Genomic DNA, 22,237 nt, shown 5'->3' on the forward strand with positions numbered 1-22,237 from the left:
AAAAGCAATGGGAAGAGAAAATGAAAAAAGTAATATAACACAAATGTTTCGAGAAAACAAAGGTCACAGTTTAAAGACATTGTTGCTTTTGTTTCGCGGGCGGTATCTGGCGCTGTTTGGATCAGTTTTCTTTTTTGTAATCAAGCATTCTCCTACGTGGGTGCTGCCAATCGTCACAGCAAATATTATCAATGCAGTGACAGATAAAGAGGGGGATATTGTGCGGATTTTGACTGTGAATACGATTTTAATGCTCGTATTTCTTGTCCAGAATGTAGCAACAAATTATATTCATACCTGGCTCTATGCGAAAAGTGTAAGAGGTGTGGAAAAGGAGTTAAGAGAGGCTTTGATTGTAAAGCTGCAGCAGCTTTCGATCACGTATCATAAAGAAATGCAGTCCGGAAGGCTTCAGTCCAAAATTATGAGGGATGTGGAACAGGTTCAGACACTGGCGTCTCAGATTTTTATCTCTTTGATTACGATTATTTTGAATATTGTAGTGTCATTTGGGGTGGTTATTTATAAAAGCAAGATTGTATTTCTGTTTTTTGTATGTACGATTCCGGTGGCGGTTTTAATCATTGTAGGATTTAAGGGGAAAATAAAAAGTCACAACAGGGAATTTAGAGAGGAAATGGAAGAAACATCTGCGAAAGTGATGGAGATGGTGGAAATGATCCCTGTTACAAAAGCGCATGCAATGGAAGATAAAGAAACAGAAAAAATGGAACGGCAGTTGAAAAGAATTGCTCAAAAAGGGTTAAAGCTGGACATGGTCCAGACCTATTTTTCATCGATCAGCTGGGTGGCATTTCAGATTTTTCAGGTGTTCTGTCTGGTGTTTACTGCTTACATGGCGTGGAAAGAGTTGATTCAAATCGGAGATATTATGCTGTATCAGACCTATTTTTCATCTATTGTTGCACAGATTGCAAATGTGATGGCATTGCTTCCGATTATTTCCAAAGGGTTGGAATCAGTTGAGTCGATAGGAGAAGTGCTGTGTGCAAATGATATTGAAGATAACTGGAAAAAAGAGAAGGTAAAAGAAGTAGAAGGTGAAATTGAATTTGATGAAGTTTCGTTTTCTTACAGAGGGGAAGAAAAGAAAATACTAAATGATTTAAACTTGAAGATACGAAAAGGAGAAACAGTTGCATTTGTAGGAGGTTCTGGATCAGGAAAGACGACGATTTTGAATCTGGCAATTGGTTTTCTGAAAGCAGACAGTGGTCAGGTACGGATTAATGGAAAAAATCTAATGGAAGTGAATCTGCAGAGCTATAGAGAACACATCGCGGTTGTGCCTCAGCAGTCCATTTTATTTTCGGGAACGATTCGAGACAACATAACATATGGAACAGAAGGGATTCCGGATGAAAAACTCTGGGAGATCGTTCGGGCAGCAAATTTGGAGGATGTGATTAAGAAAATGCCGGATGGATTGGATACGATGATAACAGAGCATGGGGATAATTTATCCGGAGGCCAGAAACAGAGAATTTCAATTGCCCGGGCATTTGTGCGAAATCCGAAAATTTTGATTCTGGATGAAGCGACTTCTGCTCTGGACAGTGTTTCAGAAAGGAAGATTCAGGATTCCATTCAAAGACTGGTGAGAGATCGAACCACGTTAATTGTCGCACATCGATTGTCTACGATAAAAAATGCAGATAAGATTGCAGTGATTGGAAATGGTGGAGTGTTAGAGTATGGAAATTACGAAGAGTTGATGGAACAAAAAGGGGAGTTTTATCATCTTAAAAAATTACAGAGTTGACAAAAGTGGTGAAAAAAGATTAAAATTATCAGAAAATAAGCTATAAATGAGCAAATTTGAAAAATTGCACAAAACTACACTGCGAATTTCATAAATGAATCAAAATCATTACTTTCCTTTGCGCATTGAAAAAGATAACGATACTTTTCCAGCTGAATGGTATCACAGATTTCGTGATATCCAGTTTCAAACGAACAGAACCTACCAGTACCCACTGCACACATTATATTATTACTCGGTTCGAATAAAATTTGCATAAGTTTAATTTTTTAAACTGGTTGTATATGAATGAGGAATGATGTATAGTATTTGCGAGAGACACCTTCTTTCGTAAATGTTGCAAATGTTTGTTTTGGCACTTTCATTATACAACACATGGAATCGAGGTGTCTTTCTTTTATGCAAAATCACGAACTTGCTCATTTATAGCTGGAATAAAAGATGGATATTAGAAAACTCTTATTTTTTTATGTTCAAGGAAGGAGTTCGATGAAAAAATTATTACCGCTATTACTTTTTGGATTTTTATCAATCATAATAGGAGCTTCGATATTGAGTAAAGAAAATAAAGAAACATCCCCAAATAGAGACATATCACAAATGTCAAATGCTCATCTTTTATCAGATACAGGTACTTTGTTGGAATACCATCCTGATAAAAAAGAAACCATAGTACAAGTAGATGATTCAGATAATCGATTTTTATACGATGAGGTTACTTTAATTCTCACAGGTCCTGCAGGTGAGTATAAAATTGATTCATCAATGGTTGGTGAGAAAATCAAATTTTCTTATTTTCATAGTACACCAACTGATAAGCCGACATTAGAAATTTATTTAATTGACAAATGGGAAAAATAAATTGTATACTTATAAATAAGCAAATATCGAATTTTACACAAAACTGACTTTAAGTTTATTCAGGGGCAGATTGCCCCTGTTTTTTAAAATAACTCCATACTTCTCTCCAAAATCCCTCGCATATACGCAATGGCAATTCCATAATTCGTAATTGGAATGCCCTGCTCTCTGGCACAATCTAATCGATACTGCATTTCTTTTTCTGTCAGCGTGCATCCGCCGCAGTGGATGATCACCTGATAAGGGGACAGATCTGACGGAAAATCCGTTCCGCTTGTAAATGTAAACTGCAAATCTTTCTGTGTAAACTGTTTCAGCATCCGGGGCAGTTTGACAGTCCCGATATCTTCGCACTGCCGATGATGCGTGCAGCCTTCGCAGATCAGTACCCGGTCCTTGTCCTTCAGTGTGTCAAGTGTCTGTGCGCCTTTGGCAGCAAGTGCAAGATTTCCCTTATATCTGGCAAACAAGATGGAAAAAGAGGTCAGCGGTACCTCTTTTGGTACGATTTTGGCAACGGCATCAAAGACCTGGCTGTCTGTGATGACAAGAGCAGGTGATTTTCCAAGGTTCTTAAGCGTTTCTGAAAGCTCACTGTCTCTCACTGCAATTGCGGTTGCTCCGTGATCGAGAATATCCCGGATGGTCTGCTGCTGAGGCAGGATAAGACGGCCTTTCGGAGCAGCTTTGTCAATGGGAATGACCAGTACGACAAAGTCTCCGGGATGGATGAGATCTCCCACGATTTTTCGTGTTTTTGGTGTCTGTCCGAGCTGTTTTGCAAGCAGCTCTTTCAGTTCGTGAATCTGTGTTCCCGCGGCAGCACTGACATACAGGACTTGCTCCGGGGAAATCTCATCCGGAAGAACAGGAGAAGCTGGAGCAAGATCCATTTTATTGACAGCGATCACGAAAGGAATCTGTTTTTTACGAATCTGCTGTAAAATCTGGATATCTTCTTCGGTTATGCCAAGCTGCCCGTCAATGACGAGCAGAGCGATATCTGTTGTATTTAAAATCTGCTGTGTTTTTTCGATACGCAGAGAACCAAGCTCCCCGGTGTCATCCAGTCCCGGGGTATCGATTAAAACAACAGGCCCCAGAGGAAGGAGCTCCATTGCTTTTTTGACCGGATCTGTGGTGGTTCCCTTAAAATCTGAAACAATGGATACCGGCTGTCCGGCGAGGGCATTGATCAGGCTGGATTTTCCGGCATTTCTTTTTCCGAAGATCCCGATGTGGATTCGTTCGGCAGAAGGTGTCTGATTGAATGTCATAAAACTGCTCCTTTCTCTAGAAACGGAAATCCCGGCGGTTATTCTGTTCGATCAGACGCAGATTTTCCAGTACGACCGCTCTTGCTTTTTCATTTGGTACATTTAACACTTCTTTGTCGATCAGGCGGTCTCCAATGGCTTTTGTCTCCGGGGAAGCATAGTCCATCAGGTATTCCTTGAGTGTCATAAGTGCATTTGGATGGCAGCAGTTCTGGATCTGTCCGCTTTTACAAAGAGACATAAAACGGTCTCCGGTGCGGCCTTCCCGGTAGCAGGCGGTACAGAAGCTTGGAATGTAGTCCATCTCCATCAGCCAGCGTACGACTTCATCCAGTGTGCGGGTGTCACTGACGTCAAACTGTTCTGATTTTGCGTCATCCGGCTCCGGCTCACAGTAACCGCCAACGCTGGTACGGGAGCCGCCGCTGATCTGGGAAACGCCCAGATGCAGGACACGTTCTCTGCATTTCTGGCTCTCCCTCGTGGAGATGATCATGCCGGTATAGGGAACGGCGATCCGGATACAGGCTACGATCTTCGCAAAGGTATCATCGTCAATACCGTTGTCAAACTCATCTGCATTGATATCGTCCGCATGCCGGAGTCTCGGTACGCTGATCGTGTGCGGTCCGACGCCGAATGCAGCTTCCAGATGTTCTGCGTGCATGAGAAGACCTGCAAATTCATAGCGGTATTTGTCCAGTCCAAATAAAACGCCGATCCCTACATCATCAATGCCGCCTTCCATGGCACGGTCCATAGCCTCGGTGTGATAGTTGTAGTCGTGTTTTGGTCCTGTTGGATGAAGTGCAAGGTAACTTTCCTTGTGGTAGGTTTCCTGAAAGAGGATGTACGTTCCGATTCCGGCTTCTTTGAGCAGACGGTAGTTGTCCACGGTAGTGGCGGCAATATTTATGTTTACCCGTCTGATGGCGCCGTTTTTATGTTTGATGCTGTAAATCGTTTTGATACTCTCCAGATAGTAGTCTATCGTGTTGCGCACGGGATCTTCCCCGGCCTCCAGTGCAAGCCGTTTATGTCCCATATCCTGCAGTGCGATGACTTCTTTCCGGATCTCTTCCTGAGTCAGTTGTTTTCTGGCGATATGTTTATTTTTCAGGTGATACGGGCAATAGGTACAGCCGTTCACACAGTAGTTGGAAAGGTAGAGAGGCGCAAACATGACGATCCGGTTTCCGTAGAAATCCTTTTTGATCTGTTCCGCCAGCCGGTAGATTTCCTGATTCTTCTCTTCGATCGGACAGGCGAGAAGAACGGATGCTTCCCGGTGGGAAAGTCCTTTTCTTAAACGGGCTTTTTCAAGAATGGAGTCAATGAGGGCTTCGTTGGTCTTGTTCTCATCGGCGTAGGCAAGGGTTTCCAGAATTTCTTCGTGGCTGATAAAATCATCAGCATGTTTTGAGTGTACATCATACATAAGTAATCCCTCCAATTTGTAAAATAAAAAGCAAAAAACAAAGTTGTTACGGGGTGATATTCAGAGAATCTCCCCGGGCGGTCACCACCTGATAGCCGATGGACTGCATGTGTTGTTCCAATTCCCTTCGGCATTCGGCAGCTTCTGCATCCGTGCTGATCTTGTTGTCATACAGCAGATAGTCTCCCCGCACACGTTTCGGGGACAGGTTTGGCATGACCACATTGGCACCGGATAAAATGCCAAGCTCCCGTCCGTTTTCGGCAATGGTTCCAAGTGCTGTGGTTGCCGGAAGCAGCACGCCTGGAAGCATCAGACGGATGAGTCCCAAAAGGAATAAAGTCAGCTCCAGTGTTCCTGCTTTCTGCCCGGCAAACGGGGTGTCATGGTGTGGAATAAATGGGCCGATCCCGACCATCTGAGGATTCAGCTCTTTGAGAAACAACAGATCTTCTGCCAGATGTTCGCTCGTCTGCCAGGGAGATCCTACCATAAATCCGGTTCCCACCTGATATCCGATTTCTTTTAAATCCCAGAGGCATTGCTGTCTGTGGGCAGCAGAAAGCTGTGCCGGATGCAGCTTCTGATAGTGCTCGGTGTTGTAAGTTTCATGGCGCAGAAGAAAACGGTTGGCTCCGGCATCAAAAAGCTGCTGGTACTCTTCCTTTGTGGCCTCTCCAGTGGAAAGGGTGATCGCGCAGTCCGGGTAAGTGGTCCGGATTGTATGCACCACATCAGATAACCGGGCGGTTGTATAATAGGGGTCTTCACCGCCCTGCAGGACGAAAGTCCGAAATCCGAGCTCATATCCGGTTTCACAGCAGGAGAGGATCTCTTCTTTTGTCAGCCGGTAGCGGTGTACGTGTGTGTTCCCGCTTCGAATCCCGCAGTAATAGCAGTTATTTCTGCAGTAGTTTGTAAATTCAATGAGTCCCCGGATATAGACATCATGTCCGTAGAATTGAATCCGCGCGCGTCGTGATTTTTCAAACAGATATGCGGCAAGCCGGGGGGTGTACCCATCAAGCAGCTGCTGCCATTCGGAAGCATAAAGAGTATGCTCCGCTTCCAGTTTGTCAATGAAGGTATAAAGACATGGATCCATCATTTCTGGCTCCTTTCTGTAAAAAATTTCTGTATTTTTTCATTATAGCACAATTTTAAAGTTACTGTTCACACCGGATGTTAAATATAGGTTCTGAACCGTCATGCTTGCATGTAAGGGAAAGAATCTATATTTAACATCCGGTGTGAACAGTAACATTTTGAAAATACAGGGTTATTGTTTAGCAGAGGAAATATTGACAGAGAACAGGCGGTGTGATAAGTTGGACACAGAAATATCAGAAAGTGGTGATAGAATGTCTGAGGTAAGAAAACATTTTGTTTTTCATGGAAAGGTGCAGGGCGTAGGATTCCGCTACACTGCAAAATATCTTGCGTTGTCACTGGGACTTACCGGATGGGCGAGAAATGAGTGGGACGGCACTGTGACAATGGAAGTACAGGGACGGGAAACGCTGATCAACAAGCTTCTGGTGGGACTGAATCAGAATCAGTTTATCTCCATCGAGTGGATCGATACAAGAGAGATTCCACTGGAGGAAGAGAAGGCATTTTCTGTGAAATGAAGGAAAGAAGAACTTGGTTTATAGAATGAACAGGAGGAGCATCATGAAATTAGGATTTATCGGAACAGGAAATATGGCAGGAGCCATCATGGGTGGTATTATCAGAAACGGAGTGCTGAAGCCGGAAGAAATCATCGGTTCGGATATTTTGGAAGCAGGGAGGGAAAAGGTACATTCTCTTTATGGAATCTGTGTGACAGATGACAACAGGGAGGCGGCAAAGGCAGAGATCGTGGTTCTTTCTGTAAAACCTCAGTATTATGAACAGACGATCGCACAGATCAGAGATGAGATCACGGATGAGCAGGTAATTGTCACCCTTGCTCCGGGAAAAACTCTGGAATGGCTGCAGGGGCAGTTTGGAAAAGATGTCAAGATCGTGCGCACCATGCCGAATACACCGGCAATGGTCGGTGCAGGGATGACGGCAGCGTGTGCAAATGCTCTGGTTACAAAAGAAGAGTTGGAAAAAGTGCTGACAATCCTGCGCTCTTTCGGAGAGGTAGAAGTCGTATCAGAGCATCTGATCGATGCAGTTGTGTCTGCAAGCGGAAGTTCTCCGGCATATGTATTTATGATGATCGAAGCAATGGCAGATGCGGCAGTGGCAGATGGAATGCCAAGACCTCAGGCGTATAAGTTTGCCGCTCAGGCCGTGATGGGAAGCGCCAAGATGATCCTGGAGACCGGAAAACATCCGGGTGAACTCAAAGACATGGTATGTTCTCCTGCGGGAACAACGATCGAAGCAGTGCAGGTACTGGAAGAGCGCGGTTTTCGAAGTGCTATTATCGAGGCAATGCGTGTGTGTGCGGAAAAATCCAGAAATATGTAGAGTAAAGTGACAGGCATGAGGGGGAAACGGCGATGGAGATTCATGGAATTCAGAAAATGACACTGTTAGATTATCCGGAAAAAGTGGCGTGTACGATTTTTACGGCGAGATGTAATTTCCGCTGTCCGTTCTGTCATAATGCTTCTCTGGTGACACATGTAGATGCGGCGGCAGCAATTTCCGAGGAGGAAGTGTTTTCATTCCTTGCGAAACGGCAGGGGATTCTGGATGGTGTGTGCATTACCGGAGGCGAGCCTCTGCTTCAGCCGGATATCGAAGAGTTTATCCGGAAAGTGAAAGAGCTCGGTTATCAGGTCAAGCTGGATACCAACGGCAGCAATGTATTGCGTCTGAGACGGCTGGTGGAACAGGGGCTTGTGGACTATGTAGCAATGGATATCAAAAATGCTCCGGATAAGTATGGTATGACTATTGGAATTGAAGAATATGATATGTCCAATATTTTTCAGAGTGTGGATTTTCTGATGTCTGGGGATGTTCCCTATGAATTTCGCACCACGGTTGTGCGGCAGTTCCATAAAAGGGAAGATTTTGCTGCTATCGGGCGATGGATCAAGGGGGCAAAACAATATTATCTGCAGAGCTTTGTAGATTCCGGAGATTTGATCTGCCCCGGAATGAAGGGGTATACAAAAGAGATTATGGAACAGGCGCTGGAAATTGTGAAGAGGAACATTCCAAATGCGAAGTTAAGGGGTGTGTAGGTTACAAGTTATTTCAACAACAATTGTTAGAAAAGCCTGAAAATTCAAGAAAATAGACGGTTTCATGCAGGGAGGATGTGACTCAAAACGGGTCATACCCTCCCTGTATTTTATTGTTCATGTATAAAAGAGCAAAATCATGTAATAATCAGCCACTGTTTCTTAGTATAATTTCCTCAAAAAGTGTTACGTTTCTATTTTTTTTATTATTTTAGAAAATTCCATATTTTTCTATAATACAGATATCAAAAACAGAGACGAATAAAAAGGGAGGAAACGATAATGAAGAAAAAGAGAATGCTGGCACTTCTTTTGACAGTAGCAATGGCAGGAACGATGCTTGCAGGATGCGGCAGATCCGATGGCAAGGAAGATGAAAAAGGAAAAAATCAGGCAAAGAGTGAAGGGAAAGTGTACTATCTGAACTTCAAGCCGGAGCAGGCAGATGACTGGGTAAAACTTGCAGAGACTTACACAGATGAGACTGGTGTTCAGGTGGATGTGCAGACAGCTGCTTCCGGGACGTATGAATCCCAGCTGAAATCTGAGATGGCAAAAGAAGAGGCGCCGACCCTGTTTCAGGTCAATGGTCCTGTCGGTCTGGCATCCTGGAAAGATTACTGTTATGACCTGTCAGACAGTCAGATTTACAAGGATATTTCCAGTGACGATTATGTGTTAAAAGAAGGAGATGAAGTCAAAGGAATTGCGTATGTAGTAGAAACATACGGAATTATTTATAACAAAGCGATCCTGAATCAATACTTTGAACTTTCAGATGCTGCTGTAAAATCAGTGGATGAGATCAATAATTTTGAAACGCTGAAAAAAGTTGCGGACGGAATCCAGAAACACAAAGATGAATTGGGGGTGGAAGGTGCATTTACATCCGCAGGTATGGATTCTTCTTCTGACTGGAGATTTAAGACACATCTGGCAAATCTTCCAATCTATTATGAATATAAAGATGAGGGCATTACATCCACAGATGCGATTAAAGGAACCTATCTGGAAAACTATAAGAACATATGGGATTTATATATTACAGATTCTACCTGTGAACCGTCTATGATCTCCTCTAAGACGGCAGAGGACGCAAGCTCCGAATTTGCACTTGGAGAGGCTGTATTTTATCAGAATGGAACCTGGGCATACAACGACATCAAGGATATGGAAGTTGCCGATGAGGACATGGGAATGCTTCCGATTTACATCGGTGCCAAAGGAGAAGAAGAGCAGGGACTTTGCACGGGATCTGAGAACTACTGGTGTGTGAATAAAAATGCTTCAGAAGAAGACATTCAGGCAACTCTGGATTTCCTGCAGTGGGTTGTGGAAAGTGATGAGGGACGCGATATGCTTGCAAATACGATGGGATTTGTGACACCGTTCACCACATTTGAAGACTATCTGCCGTCAAATCCTCTGGTGCAGGCAAATGAGGAATATAACAAGGCGGGCAAGACACCTGTAAGCTGGAACTTTACGACAATGCCTTCTGAAAACTGGAAAAACAATGTAGGCTCTGCACTTCTTGAATATGCACAGGGAACTGGAAAATGGGATGCAGTGGAAACTGCATTTGTAGATGGATGGGCAACTGAGTATCAGGCAGCGCATGCGGAATAAAAACATAGATTTGAGGCGGACGGCAAACCGTCCGCCTTTTCCATCAAGAGGAAGGAGAGAGGGACATGCAAAAAGCAATAAAACGATATTTCCCTGTTTTTGTACTGCCCACGATGATCGCATTTACCATTGGGTTTATCGCGCCGTTTTTACTGGGTATTTATCTTTCGTTCTGTAAATTTACAACCGTGACAGACGCCAGATTTATCGGGCTTGAGAATTATGGAAAGGTATTTCAGGATCCTACATTTTTACACTCTCTGTGGTATACCGTGCTGTTTACAGTACTTTCCATGTTATTGATCAATGTACTGGCATTTGCGGTGGCGTTGGTATTGACAAAACCAGTACGCGGGAAAAATATTTTTCGGACTGTATTTTTTATGCCGAATTTGATCGGTGGAATTATTCTGGGATATATCTGGCAGCTTCTGTTAAACGGAGTGCTTGCACATTGGGGAAAAACACTTACATATTCCGGGACCTACGGGTTGATGGGAATGATCATTCTGGTGTGCTGGCAACAGATTGGATATATGATGATCATCTACATTTCCGGCATTCAGAATATTCCCGGAGAGCTGATCGAAGCGGCGAAGATTGATGGAGCCAACTCCTGGCAGGTACTTCGCAAGGTCATTATTCCGATGGTGATGCCGTCGATCACGATTTGTACATTTTTAACGTTAACAAACGGTTTCAAGTTATTTGACCAGAACCTGGCACTGACCAATGGTGCACCTTCGAAAATGTCAGAACTTCTGGCGCTCAATATCTTCAATACGTTCTATGGAAGAGCCGGTTATGAAGGTGTTGGTCAGGCGAAGGCAGTAATCTTCTTTCTGATCGTTGGTCTGGTTGCCGTGATTCAGAATCGCATGACAAGATCAAAGGAGGTGCAGCAGTAGTGAATAAAAAATTAAAACATGGCTGGCTGGTTACGCTGATTTTTTCTGTTATCAGCCTGCTGTACTTATATCCGATCATTCTTGTTGTGATCAACTCATTCAAGAAAAAAGCATACATCAGCCGGGTGCCATTTGATCTGCCAAAAGACAATATGTTTGTAGGATTGGAAAATTATATCCGCGGAATCGAGCAGACAAAGTTTTTTGAGGCATTTAGCTGGAGTCTGTTTATCACCGTGGGCGGAGTTGCAGTCATTATCCTGTGCTGTTCCATGTGTGCATGGTTTATCAGCCGGGTGAATACATGGTGGACAAAACTGATCTATATGCTTTGTCTGTTTGCCATGGTGGTGCCGTTTCAGATGGAAATGTACACTTTGTCCAAGATTGCAAATATGCTCAGACTCAATACTCCATGGGGGCTGATCTTCATCTATCTGGGGTTTGGTGCCGGGCTGGCGGTGTTTATGTTTACCGGATTTATGAAGTCGATTCCATTGGAGATCGAAGAGGCGGCAATGATTGATGGATGCACTCCAATCCAGACTTTTTTCAAGGTGGTCCTGCCAATCTCAAAACCGACTTGCATTACGGTAATGATTCTGCAGGCAATGTGGATCTGGAATGATTATCTGCTTCCGTCTCTGGTGCTGGATACGAAGAAATACCGGACGATTCCGATCGCAGTACAGTATTTAAAAGGTGGATATGGATCTGTGGATATGGGAGCCATGATGGGAGCGCTGGTACTTTCTATCATCCCGATTGTAATCTTTTATCTGTGCTGCCAAAAACATATTATAGAAGGTGTCGTGGCAGGAGCTGTGAAGGGATAAGGCTTGTAAGAAAAAAGGGAATGGATTAAAATAAAGAGGACAGATCAATAAAAAATCTGCCATGCAGCCAACAGAGGGGCATGGCGGATTTTTTGGCATGTATCAGAGGGGGGACGGACATGATCACGATATTGATTGCAGATGACGAAAAACTGGAGAGAAACGGGATCAAGTTTCTGCTGAAACGAGAGCAGGAAGAACTGGAGATTTTAGAGGCAATAAACGGGAAAGATGCAGCGGGGATTTTGCAGAAAAAACAGGTGGATATTTTGTTTTCGGATATCAAAATGCCTTATATGACAGGGCTCGAACTGGCGAAAGCTGCACGGGAGTTGCAGCCGGAGATCGAGATAGTGATTTTTAGCGGATACAATGATTTTTCTTATGCGAAGGAGGCGCTGCATTACGGAGTAGTCGATTATGTGCTAAAGCCGGTAGATCCGGGAGAGTTTCATAAGACGTATTGTTCTGTGAGAGATCATATTCTGGAGAAGAATACGCAGAAAGGAGAAATTGCAAGGCAGCAGGATGATCTGGGAAAATATTTTCTGCAGAATTTTTTGTATGACGGCAAAGAAGAAAACGGGACAAAAGCTGCGGAGCTTTTATGTCAGGATGGAGGGCAGTATACTCATATGATCCTGGCAGGCGGCGAGGACTGCTTTTTTGAAGTGGATGAAGAAAAGCTTTTGGGTCAGCTCAGAGAGCACATGTCCCGTCAGTTCCTTTATCTGAATGTGGCAGCAAATGAGTCCTTATTTCTGTTTCAGGAAAGATATGCAGATTATGAGACAGTGGCAAAAGAGTTATATCAGTTTTTTAAGAATAAGTACGATGAGGAGTGCTATTTGGCAGTAAGTGAAGAAATTACAGACTGGCAGGAACTTCCTGAAGTATTTTCCGGTTTAGAGGAGGTACTGGCAGAAAAATTTTATCAGCCCAGGCAGAAGATTTTCTTTGCAGGGGAAGTGCAGGAGACCAGAGAAATGGATGAGGCAGAAGAATCTCAGGTCCTGAATAATATCAAAGAGGACATTCAATATAAAGACAGTATCCATCTACGGCAGGATTTTCAGAAGCTGGAGAGAAAATATAGAGAAAGTATGAAATTTTCAGAGATGTATGTGAAATTTGTATTTTCTAATATTGTCAAAGATATTTATGAGGAGATCAATCCAGGAGATGTGAAAGCATTGTCAAAAATGATCGACAGGCTGTACCGCTGCAGGAAAATTGAAGATGTACTGGCAATTACAGAACAGGTAGTCTGTGAACTGGAGAAATTTGTACAGGAGCAGAACAAAGGATTTCGGAATGAAGTTATGAAAGTGAAACAGTACATTCACCATCATTATGCAGAAAATCTCAATGTAGAGAATCTGGCAAGGCAAGTCTATCTCTCCCCGGGATATTTAAGTGTTGTATTCAAGGAGGAGACCGGAGTCAATCTGAACCGTTATGTCCGGGATATCCGGATGAAGAAATCCAGGGAGCTTCTGGAAAATACCAGTATGAAGATCTCGCAGATCGCAAAAGAGGTTGGATTTTCCAATAATTCTTATTTCTGCAGGAGCTTCCGGGAGTATTTTGGCAGCACACCGGAGTATTGCAGGAAAGGGAGTATGAGTGATGAAGAAGCTTCTTTATCGGTTCCATAATTTTAAATATCGATATAAGCTGATGATCCTGATTTTGATCGCTGGGATCATTCCGACACTGATCGTGACATGCTATATGCAGATGGGAATGATGAACACGCTCAAGGAGCGGGAAATGGAAAATATGCAGGAGTCTTTAAAACAGGCAGTCGATGCAATAGACAATCAGGCGCAGATTTATGAAAATCTGATTGATTATCTGTCTTATTCGGGAGACCTCAGGAAAGTGCTGAAAATGGAACGTGCATCAGATTTTAATACATATCTGAAGTATACTCAGGTGTCAGATCCGTTGTTGAATATGCCGCAGGTGTATCACAAAGAAATTAAAGGGATCACGCTGTATGCGGATAATATTCAGGTTGCCCATGGAAGTACACTGGCTCCTTTGTCGGAGATTCAGGGAGAAAACTGGTATCCCAGAAACAACAGAAGTCTGATTCGCTGGTATGTACAGACTGGAAGTCAGAATAAAGTGATTGTAGCCCGAAAGTTTTATGACGGGAGCAGTGAGATAAATGCTGTGCTGAAGATCACACTGGATTATAATAAATTGTTCGAACCGTTTGAAAAAATCATGGAATCTGATTTTGCCGGAATTGTCTGGGATGAAAACGGCAATGTCGTGTATTCCTGCAATAAAATTCCCGCTAAATATGAGACCGGGAAGGTGGATACAATTTCGGAAGTACAGAAAAGTTTTTCCAGTGTGACAAAGGAGATGGAAGGGAATCAGTGGAAATTCTGTTATTTTTGTCCTACGGATACGATTATGGAATCGGCAAGATATTTGATGTTGAAAAATCTGCCGCTTCTGACAGCCTGTATTCTGCTGATAGGAATCTTAAGCTATTTCTTTTCCAGACGTCTGGTCTGTAAGCTGGAACAGCTGACGGAAAATATGAATCAGATCCACAGTGGAATCCGGGAAGTGACCGTACAAAGTGATTCCAAAGATGAGATTGGTGTGCTCATTCGTACTTTCCGGCGTATGATGAATGAGATCAATAAACTGATCTCAGAAGTATATGAAGCGAAAATTGTGTTACAAAGGACAGAGATGAGGGCATTGCAGGCGCAGATCAATCCCCATTTCCTGTACAATTCACTCTCAATTATCAACTGGAAGGCAATCGAAGCAGATGAACAGGAGATCAGTAAGGTGACACTGGCATTGTCTACCTATTATCGGACCAGTCTGAACCGGGGGGAGACAATGACGACAGTAGTAAGCGAGATGGAGAATATCCGTGCATACCTGAAAATCCAGCTGATTATGCACGATAATAGTTTCCGGGTGGAGGAAGTTTATGATAATACAATGGGAAGTTGTGAGATCCCGAAACTCATTTTGCAGCCATTGGTGGAAAATGCGATCGATCACGGGCTGGATGTGTCGGAAAAGATTGAAAAAGTATTGCGGATAAAGGTTGTGCAGGATGAGCTGTTTTTATATTTTATGGTGGAAGATAACGGAAACGGAATGACAGAGGAAAAAGCGAGTCAAATCGTGACATATCGATCCAAAGGGTATGGTGTGCGCAATGTCAATGAACGGATCGTGCTTCTCTATGGAGAAGAAAATAAAATCCGGGTGGAGAGTAAAGAAGGAGAAGGAACCAGAGTATGCATACGGATTCCAAAGAAGAAGGAGAACGGACATGAGAAACAGGAAACAAAAAATTAAATACATACTACTGTTATGTGTGTTCTCGATGTTCCTGATCGCTTCCTGCAAAAGATCGGAAACCGGTAAGACGGTGGAATCGAAAGAAGTGATAAACGCACAGTGGGAAAATGCAGCACACACACCGTATGGGAAATATCCCGAGCTTGTTACTTATACACTGGGGAAAATCGTTGGATCTAATAATGCAAACCTGCCTGTGAAGGCGACTTATGAGGATAATGCCTACACACGATACTTGAAAGAACGGTTAAATATTCAAAACGAAGATGTTCTGGAAGGGGAAAATTCCGATTCTTATGAGGAGGCCGTTCAGATTTTGATGGAAGATCAGCAGCTGCCGGATCTGTTGGTGGTAAAAGGCAGGGAGACAGTCAAAGAACTGGTCAGGCGTGGGATGGTCGAAGATCTTACCACAGTATATGAAGAATGTACCACAGAAAGGATCAAGGAAATGTATCAAAGCTACGGAGAAGCACTTCTGGAATCGGCTACATTTGACGGCAGACTCTACGCACTTCCGGATGCAGAGGTAGATCATGGAGCTTCTCTTTTGTGGCTGCGCAAGGACTGGATGGAACGGTTGGGACTTTCCGATCCTGTAACGCTGGAGGAAGGGATGGAGATTATCCGGCAGTTTGTGAAAGCTGATATGGCAGGAAATCAAGAGACGGTGGGGTTGGCAGGAAGTACGGATTTGGTTTCTGAAAACAGCGGAACCTATGGGCTGGATGCTGTTTTTGACCAGTATCATGCAAAACCGAGCCAGTGGATTTTGAACGATCAGGGGAATGTGGTGTATGGTTCTGTGACAGAAGAGACAAAACAGGCGCTGATCTATCTGCATCAGCTTTATGTAGAAGGAATTCTGGACTCCAACTTTCTGCTGCGGCAGCAGGAAAATCTGGATACACTTCTTAAAGAAGGAAAGTGCGGGGCTATTTTCGGATACTGGTGGGCACCGAACAATCCACTGAGTTTATCTTATAGTGCGGACAGAACTGCAAAATGGCAGCCGTATCTGCTGACTGGAAATGCAGCGACCAGGACACGTACATTTCAATCCTATGAAGACTGTCTGTATGTGGTGGTAAGAAAGGGATATGAGCATCCGGAGATCGTGGGGAAATATGTGAGTACACTGTTTGATTATGGTCGTTTTGAAGATCAGAAGCAGTCCGATGAAATCAATGAATATTTTTCTTTGAATGTGGATCCGACAGCAAGACCGTTGAATATCAATGTAGACTACTGGGATGCGATCTACAGAGTGCAGCAAAATATACAGGATGTTCTGGATGGAAAAACGCAGCAGAGCAAATTGAACGGATTAGAAGCTGCTTATTATAAAATCTGTAAGTCATTCCTTACAGGAGATGTGACCACGTCGAATGCATGGGCAGCATACACTTCCCGGATACAGGCAACGGGACTTTTGACGAAAGAGAATCTGGATGAAAATCAACCGCCTCTTTCGTTAGGCAGTCAGAAAATCAAAATCCCGGAAGAATTGCTGGAAGAAGAGAAGAATACATTTCTGCAGATCATAGTGGGAGAAAAGCCGCCTGAATATTTTGATACGTTCGTAAAGAAGTGGTATGAAAACGGCGGAAAAGCGCTCACACAGCAGGCGGATGACTCTTATAAAGAAACGATGAAATAGTTATAAACGCCAATATCTAGTTTTTGAAGGAAAACCTGCATACTAGATGTTGGTGTTTTTCATTGACATTCAAAAATGTGGGTGATACACTAAATACAGCGTTTAGCTGCAGAAAGGAGAGGTACGAAACATGTATCAAGTCACAAAAAGGGACGGGGAAATAACAGAATTTAATCTGACCAAGATCAGCGAGGCGATACGAAAAGCGTTTGAAGCCAGAGAAAAAGAGTATAATCAGGATATTATTGATCTGTTGGCACTGAAAGTGACTGCAGATTTTGAACCGAAGATAAAAGAACATAAAATTGCAGTGGAGGACATTCAGGACAGTGTAGAGTCTGTTCTGATCAAAGCAGGATACGCAGATGTTGCGAAGGGATATATCCTGTACCGCAAGCAGAGAGAAAAAATCCGAAATCTGAATTCTACACTTTTGGATTACAAAGAGATTGTAGACAGTTATGTGAAGGTGACAGACTGGCGTGTCAAGGAGAATTCTACCGTGACATATTCTGTCGGAGGTCTGATCTTAAGCAACTCCGGTGCGATCACAGCCAATTACTGGCTGTCAGAAATTTACGATGAGGAGATTGGAAAAGCACACAAGAATGCGGATATTCATATCCACGATCTTTCTATGCTGACCGGATATTGTGCAGGCTGGTCTTTAAAACAGCTGATACAGGAAGGTCTGGGAGGTGTGACGGGCAGGATCACATCTGCTCCGGCGAAGTATTTGAGTGTTCTTTGCAATCAGATGGTGAATTTTCTGGGAATCATGCAGAATGAGTGGGCAGGAGCACAGGCATTTTCATCGTTTGATACCTACCTTGCACCATTTGTAAAAGCAGACCATCTGACATATCGGGAAGTGAAAAAATGCATCGAATCTTTCATTTTCGGGGTGAACATTCCGTCCAGATGGGGAACACAGGCGCCGTTTTCGAATATCACACTGGACTGGACTGTTCCAAATGACCTCGCCAATCTGCCGGCGATCGTGGGCGGGAAAGAACAGGACTTTACATATGGTGATTGTAAAGAAGAGATGGATATGATCAACCGGGCATTTATTGAGACGATGATCGAGGGAGATGCACAGGGAAGAGGATTCCAGTATCCGATCCCGACGTATTCCATCACGAAAGATTTCGACTGGTCGGATACGGAGAACAACCGTCTGTTATTTGAGATGACCGCAAAATACGGAACACCGTATTTTTCCAATTATATCAACAGTGATATGGAGCCAAGCGACGTGCGCAGTATGTGCTGCCGTCTGCGTCTGGATCTGCGGGAACTGCGCAAGAAATCCGGTGGATTTTTCGGAAGCGGAGAGAGCACAGGTTCCGTTGGTGTTGTGACGATCAATATGCCGAGAATTGCATATTTATCGAAAAATGAGGAAGAATTTTACGAGAGACTTGATAAAATGATGGATATTGCCGCAAGATCACTTCATATCAAACGAGTGGTGATTTCCAGGCTTCTGGATGAAGGGCTGTATCCGTATACAAAGAGATACCTGGGAAGTTTTGATAACCATTTCTCTACAATCGGGCTCATCGGAATGAATGAGGCAGGACTGAATGCAAAATGGATCCGTAAAGATCTGACGCATCCGGAAACGCAGAAGTTTACAAAAGATGTTCTGAATCACATGAGAGAGCGGCTGTCCGACTATCAGGAAGAATATGGTGATCTGTATAACCTGGAGGCAACTCCGGCAGAATCTACCACATACCGCCTGGCAAAACATGATGTGGAGCAGTTCCCGGATATCATTACAGCAGCAGAGGACTGTGGAACACCATATTACACAAACAGCTCTCATCTGCCGGTTGGCTATACGGAGGATGTATTTGCCGCACTGGATATTCAGGATGAGCTGCAGACGCTGTATACATCAGGAACGGTATTCCATACATTCCTGGGAGAAAAACTTCCGGACTGGAAGTCAGCGGCAGCTCTGGTCAGAAAAATCGCAGAGAATTATAAGCTGCCGTATTATACAATGTCTCCAACATATTCTATCTGTAAGAATCATGGATACATTTCCGGAGAGCAGTATACTTGTCCGATTTGTGGAGAAGAAACAGAGGTATACAGCAGAATTACCGGTTATTATCGTCCGGTCAAGAACTGGAATGATGGAAAACTGCAGGAATTTAAGGAACGAAAAGTGTATGATGTAGAACACTCTCACGTGAAGCAGGAGAATTTCAGGGAGACAGAACAGGAAGAAGAACAGCGTATTTTCGAAGAGGTGAATACAGAGGAAGGAAAAGTACTTCTTTTTACAACGAAGACCTGTCCGAACTGTAAGCTTGCAAAAGATTCCCTGGAAAAAGCCAATATTTCTTATGAAGTAGTTGATGCGGGAGAAAATGAAGAACTGGTTAGAAAATATGGCGTCATGCAGGCGCCGACACTGATCGTGATCAAAGAAGAAGGTGTACAGAAACTTGCAAATGCGTCCAATATCCGGGCATTTGCAGAAAAACGATAGAAAAATAGAAAACGGAGGAACTCGATATGTATGATATTGGAATTATCGGAGGGGGGACAGCAGGTCTGACAGCAGCTATCTATGGACAGCGTGCAGGAAAACGGACTCTGGTGATCGAAGGACTGAATTTTGGAGGACAGATTGTAAATTCACCGAAAGTAGAGAATTATCCGGGATTGGAGAGTATCAGCGGAAGCAAGTATTCTATGAATCTGCTGAATCAGGCAATGAAGCTGGGAGCAGAGACTGCTTCCGAGCGTGTAAAAGAAGTACGTGAGGAAAACGGGATCAAAATCATCGTGACAGACCAGAAAGAATATCCATGTAAGGCCGTGATCCTTGCAACAGGAGTGGCTCACCGGCATCTGGGGATCCCACAGGAGGAGGCGCTTGCCGGTTCCGGCGTCTCTTATTGTGCGACCTGTGACGGCGCATTTTTCCGCGGGAAAGATGTAGCAGTGATCGGTGGAGGAAATACCGCTCTGCAGGATGCAGAATTCCTTTCGAATTACTGCAATAAAGTATATGTGGTACATCGCCGGGATGAATTCCGTGGGGAAAGCAATCTGGTAGACGTACTGAAAGAAAAAGACAATGTAGAGTTTGTTTTGGATTCCATAGTCAAAGATATTGAAGGCAAATTCATGGTAGAAAGATTGTTCCTGCGTAATAAAAAGACAGGAGAAGACTTCCATATTCCGGTATCCGGTGTTTTTGTAGCAATCGGTCAGATTCCGCAGAATGAAATCTTTGACGGTCTGGTACGCCTGGATGAAAATGGATTTATTCTGGCATCTGAGGACTGTATGACATCTCATCCGGGAATCTTTGCAGCCGGGGACTGCCGGACAAAAGAAGTGCGTCAGCTGACAACTGCAGCGGCAGATGGAAGTGTGGCGGCATTGGCGGCTTGTAAGTATCTGTCAATGAATTTTTAAGGTAATTAAGAAAATCAAAATAAAACCAAAATATTGCCAAAATGATCATGCAGAGAACAGGCTCCCACTTTCTTTGTATGGTCATTTTTTTGTATCTTTTTCGCAAACTCACAATTTCTTGCATTTTAAAAGATATTATTATAAAATAACTATATGTGTTTCCGTGGATGAGCAAGAAATGGAGTATTCTTAAATTTTATATCCAACGGAGCAGGATGATATCGGGGGAAAGAAACTATGAGTGAGAATTATAAACAGCGTTCGATCCTGGAGATTATGAATGACGTGCTCGGTACGATACGCGATTACTACGATTCAGAATATGTGTATTATATCGAGAGAGATGAAGAAGAGATTCTTACAATCTATGAGTGGTGTGCTGAATTCGTGCCGTGGCAGCGGGATAAGATCAAGATGCTTGATAAAGAACAGTGGCCGCGGTGGATCCGACAGGATATCACGGATACGACAGAAGCAGACTACAGTGTTTCTCAGCCATTGGAAGATGGAATTACGGCAGTTCTTGCAGCGGTAGGGGTACACAGAGGCGGATGTGAGATTTCTTTTATGAGGTCTCTCCTTCCATATATTTCACAGTCTATTCTTTTGCAGAAGATGCAGAAGCAGCAGGAATATCTGAGTTATCATGATGATCTGACTGGTTTGATGAACCGGAACAGCTTCGTCAGATATATGTCGGACGTACAGAAAAAAGAGCACAAATCACTGGGAGCAGTATCTGTGGACATCAATGGATTGAAGAACTTTAACCGGGAATTTGGACATGAATATGGGGATGAGGTTGTAATCCGTGTAGGTGAAGTGCTGGAGGAGCATTTCCGCAGCTCTCTGGTGTTCCGAATGACCGGAGATGAGTATCTGGTAGCGGTAGAGGATGCGACATATGATACATTTATCAAGAGCGTGAACGATGCACATCATAAACTGGACAATATCAGTCTTGGACTGGTATCTGTCGGTTATGCCTGGGAGAAAGTGGATATTGATGCAGAAAAGCTGATCGGCCGCGCAGAAGGTATGATGCGTGAAGAGAAGCAGAAGTATTATAAGAATTTGAAAAAGGGGCATCATGAGCCTATCATCAAACAGGATCTGCTCAGCGATATAGAGAATGGCAATTTTATTGTCTGTCTGGTTCCGAAAGTGGATGTAGATACTGAGGAAGTAGTCGGAGCAGAAGCAGTGGTACGCTATCACCACAAAGATCTGGGTATTATGAATCCGGGAAAATATCTGACACTTCTGGAAGAGACCAAGCTGTCTCATTATCTGGATCTGTATGTGTTTGAAGAAGTATGTAAGACGCTGCGCAGATGGGAGTCGGAAGATTTGCCGATGATCCCAATCGCTGTAAATTTTGCGGGAGCAACGCTCAGACAGATAGATGTAGCAGAAAAAATGACAGCTCTGATCGAGAAGTATCATGTGTCCTGTGAGTATCTGGAAGTAGAAGTTTCAGAGTCTTACAGTGATATGAATCAGGAGATGCTTGCAGAGACGAGTAATAAGATTCGAAAGAGCAATGTGCGGGTGATTTTGGACCACTTCGGGGCAAAAGAATCCACAGTAGCGATTCTGACGATCATGGAATTTGACGGATTGAAGATAGATAAAAGTATCGTGACCAATATTGTAGGCAACGGCCGAAGCCAGAGTGTGGCAAAAGCAGTAACAGATGCCTGCTGTCAGCTGGGAGTACCGGTTTCAGCAAGTGGTGTGGAGACAAGAGACCAGCTGAATGTATTGAAAGAACTTGGCTGCAGCTGTGTACAGGGAAGCCTGTTTAACAAGCCGATCACGATTGATACATTTGAAGTCCGTTACCTGAAAGGATAAAA

The 22,237-nt window shown here is 43.6% G+C and carries 17 protein-coding genes; 14 read left to right on the plus strand and 3 right to left on the minus strand.

Annotated elements, in window-relative coordinates:
• Nucleotides 1-7 precede the first annotated feature (7 nt).
• Nucleotides 8-1,783, plus strand: coding sequence for an ABC transporter ATP-binding protein (locus FXV78_RS07175; RefSeq protein ID WP_004843934.1), 1,776 nt, complete (start codon nt 8-10; stop codon nt 1,781-1,783).
• Nucleotides 1,784-2,272: 489 nt separating this feature from the next.
• Nucleotides 2,273-2,644 carry a hypothetical protein gene (locus FXV78_RS07185; protein ID WP_105084802.1) on the plus strand — a complete coding sequence of 124 codons (372 nt, stop codon included), beginning with the start codon at nt 2,273-2,275 and terminating at the stop codon, nt 2,642-2,644.
• An 83-nt stretch (nt 2,645-2,727) separates the two neighbouring features.
• Here the strand turns inward: FXV78_RS07185 and hydF are convergent, their stop codons facing one another.
• From hydF to hydE, 3 genes are read right to left on the minus strand one after another with little or no spacing between them, the layout of a single operon-like run.
• Entirely contained in the window at nt 2,728-3,921 is a 1,194-nt protein-coding gene (gene hydF / locus FXV78_RS07190) for a [FeFe] hydrogenase H-cluster maturation GTPase HydF (protein ID WP_004843690.1), read from the minus strand.
• A gap of 16 nt (nt 3,922-3,937) precedes the next feature.
• Entirely contained in the window at nt 3,938-5,359 is a 1,422-nt protein-coding gene (gene hydG, locus FXV78_RS07195; RefSeq protein ID WP_004843692.1) for a [FeFe] hydrogenase H-cluster radical SAM maturase HydG, read from the minus strand.
• 46 nt (nt 5,360-5,405) lie between these two features.
• Complete coding sequence (gene hydE, locus FXV78_RS07200; RefSeq protein ID WP_004843696.1) at nt 5,406-6,467, minus strand: [FeFe] hydrogenase H-cluster radical SAM maturase HydE; 1,062 nt, start codon at nt 6,465-6,467, stop codon at nt 5,406-5,408.
• 253 nt (nt 6,468-6,720) lie between these two features.
• Here hydE and FXV78_RS17840 point away from each other — a divergent pair, with 253 nt between their 5' ends.
• The 12 genes from FXV78_RS17840 (at nt 6,721) to FXV78_RS07260 (ending at nt 22,235) form a co-directional block, all read left to right on the plus strand.
• Entirely contained in the window at nt 6,721-6,990 is a 270-nt protein-coding gene (locus tag FXV78_RS17840; protein ID WP_073963336.1) for an acylphosphatase, read from the plus strand.
• A 43-nt stretch (nt 6,991-7,033) separates the two neighbouring features.
• Nucleotides 7,034-7,825 carry a pyrroline-5-carboxylate reductase gene (gene proC / locus FXV78_RS07210; RefSeq protein ID WP_004843700.1) on the plus strand — a complete coding sequence of 264 codons (792 nt, stop codon included), beginning with the start codon at nt 7,034-7,036 and terminating at the stop codon, nt 7,823-7,825.
• Between the two features lie 32 nt (nt 7,826-7,857).
• A complete protein-coding gene (locus FXV78_RS07215) occupies nt 7,858-8,550 on the plus strand; it encodes an anaerobic ribonucleoside-triphosphate reductase activating protein (RefSeq protein ID WP_004843703.1) in 693 nt (230 codons plus the stop codon).
• A 282-nt stretch (nt 8,551-8,832) separates the two neighbouring features.
• Nucleotides 8,833-10,179, plus strand: coding sequence for an ABC transporter substrate-binding protein (locus tag FXV78_RS07220; protein ID WP_004843704.1), 1,347 nt, complete (start codon nt 8,833-8,835; stop codon nt 10,177-10,179).
• Between the two features lie 65 nt (nt 10,180-10,244).
• Nucleotides 10,245-11,087 carry a carbohydrate ABC transporter permease gene (locus FXV78_RS07225; protein WP_004843707.1) on the plus strand — a complete coding sequence of 281 codons (843 nt, stop codon included), beginning with the start codon at nt 10,245-10,247 and terminating at the stop codon, nt 11,085-11,087.
• Complete coding sequence (locus tag FXV78_RS07230) at nt 11,087-11,923, plus strand: carbohydrate ABC transporter permease (RefSeq protein ID WP_004843708.1); 837 nt, start codon at nt 11,087-11,089, stop codon at nt 11,921-11,923. Before FXV78_RS07225 ends, FXV78_RS07230 begins: the two co-directional genes overlap by 1 nt.
• Before the next feature lie 119 nt (nt 11,924-12,042).
• On the plus strand, nt 12,043-13,581 hold the full coding sequence (locus FXV78_RS07235) for a response regulator transcription factor (RefSeq protein ID WP_039959907.1): 1,539 nt from the start codon (nt 12,043-12,045) through the stop codon (nt 13,579-13,581).
• Nucleotides 13,553-15,268 (plus strand): cache domain-containing sensor histidine kinase, encoded by a 1,716-nt coding sequence (locus FXV78_RS07240; RefSeq protein WP_004843711.1) that lies wholly within the window; start codon nt 13,553-13,555, stop codon nt 15,266-15,268. The genes FXV78_RS07235 and FXV78_RS07240 overlap by 29 nt, the downstream gene beginning before the upstream one ends.
• Nucleotides 15,243-16,931 carry a type 2 periplasmic-binding domain-containing protein gene (locus FXV78_RS07245; RefSeq protein ID WP_004843713.1) on the plus strand — a complete coding sequence of 563 codons (1,689 nt, stop codon included), beginning with the start codon at nt 15,243-15,245 and terminating at the stop codon, nt 16,929-16,931. The genes FXV78_RS07240 and FXV78_RS07245 overlap by 26 nt, the downstream gene beginning before the upstream one ends.
• A gap of 130 nt (nt 16,932-17,061) precedes the next feature.
• Nucleotides 17,062-19,440 carry a ribonucleoside triphosphate reductase gene (locus tag FXV78_RS07250; protein WP_004843716.1) on the plus strand — a complete coding sequence of 793 codons (2,379 nt, stop codon included), beginning with the start codon at nt 17,062-17,064 and terminating at the stop codon, nt 19,438-19,440.
• A gap of 26 nt (nt 19,441-19,466) precedes the next feature.
• Nucleotides 19,467-20,378, plus strand: a complete 912-nt coding sequence (trxB, locus tag FXV78_RS07255) for a thioredoxin-disulfide reductase (protein ID WP_004843717.1) — start codon at nt 19,467-19,469, stop codon at nt 20,376-20,378.
• A 237-nt stretch (nt 20,379-20,615) separates the two neighbouring features.
• Nucleotides 20,616-22,235: a bifunctional diguanylate cyclase/phosphodiesterase gene (locus FXV78_RS07260; protein ID WP_004843721.1), complete on the plus strand. Its 1,620-nt coding sequence runs from the start codon at nt 20,616-20,618 to the stop codon at nt 22,233-22,235.
• Nucleotides 22,236-22,237: the final 2 nt, after the last annotated feature.

It is taken from the genome of Mediterraneibacter gnavus ATCC 29149 (genome assembly GCF_008121495.1).
Classification (GTDB): domain Bacteria; phylum Bacillota; class Clostridia; order Lachnospirales; family Lachnospiraceae; genus Mediterraneibacter; species Mediterraneibacter gnavus.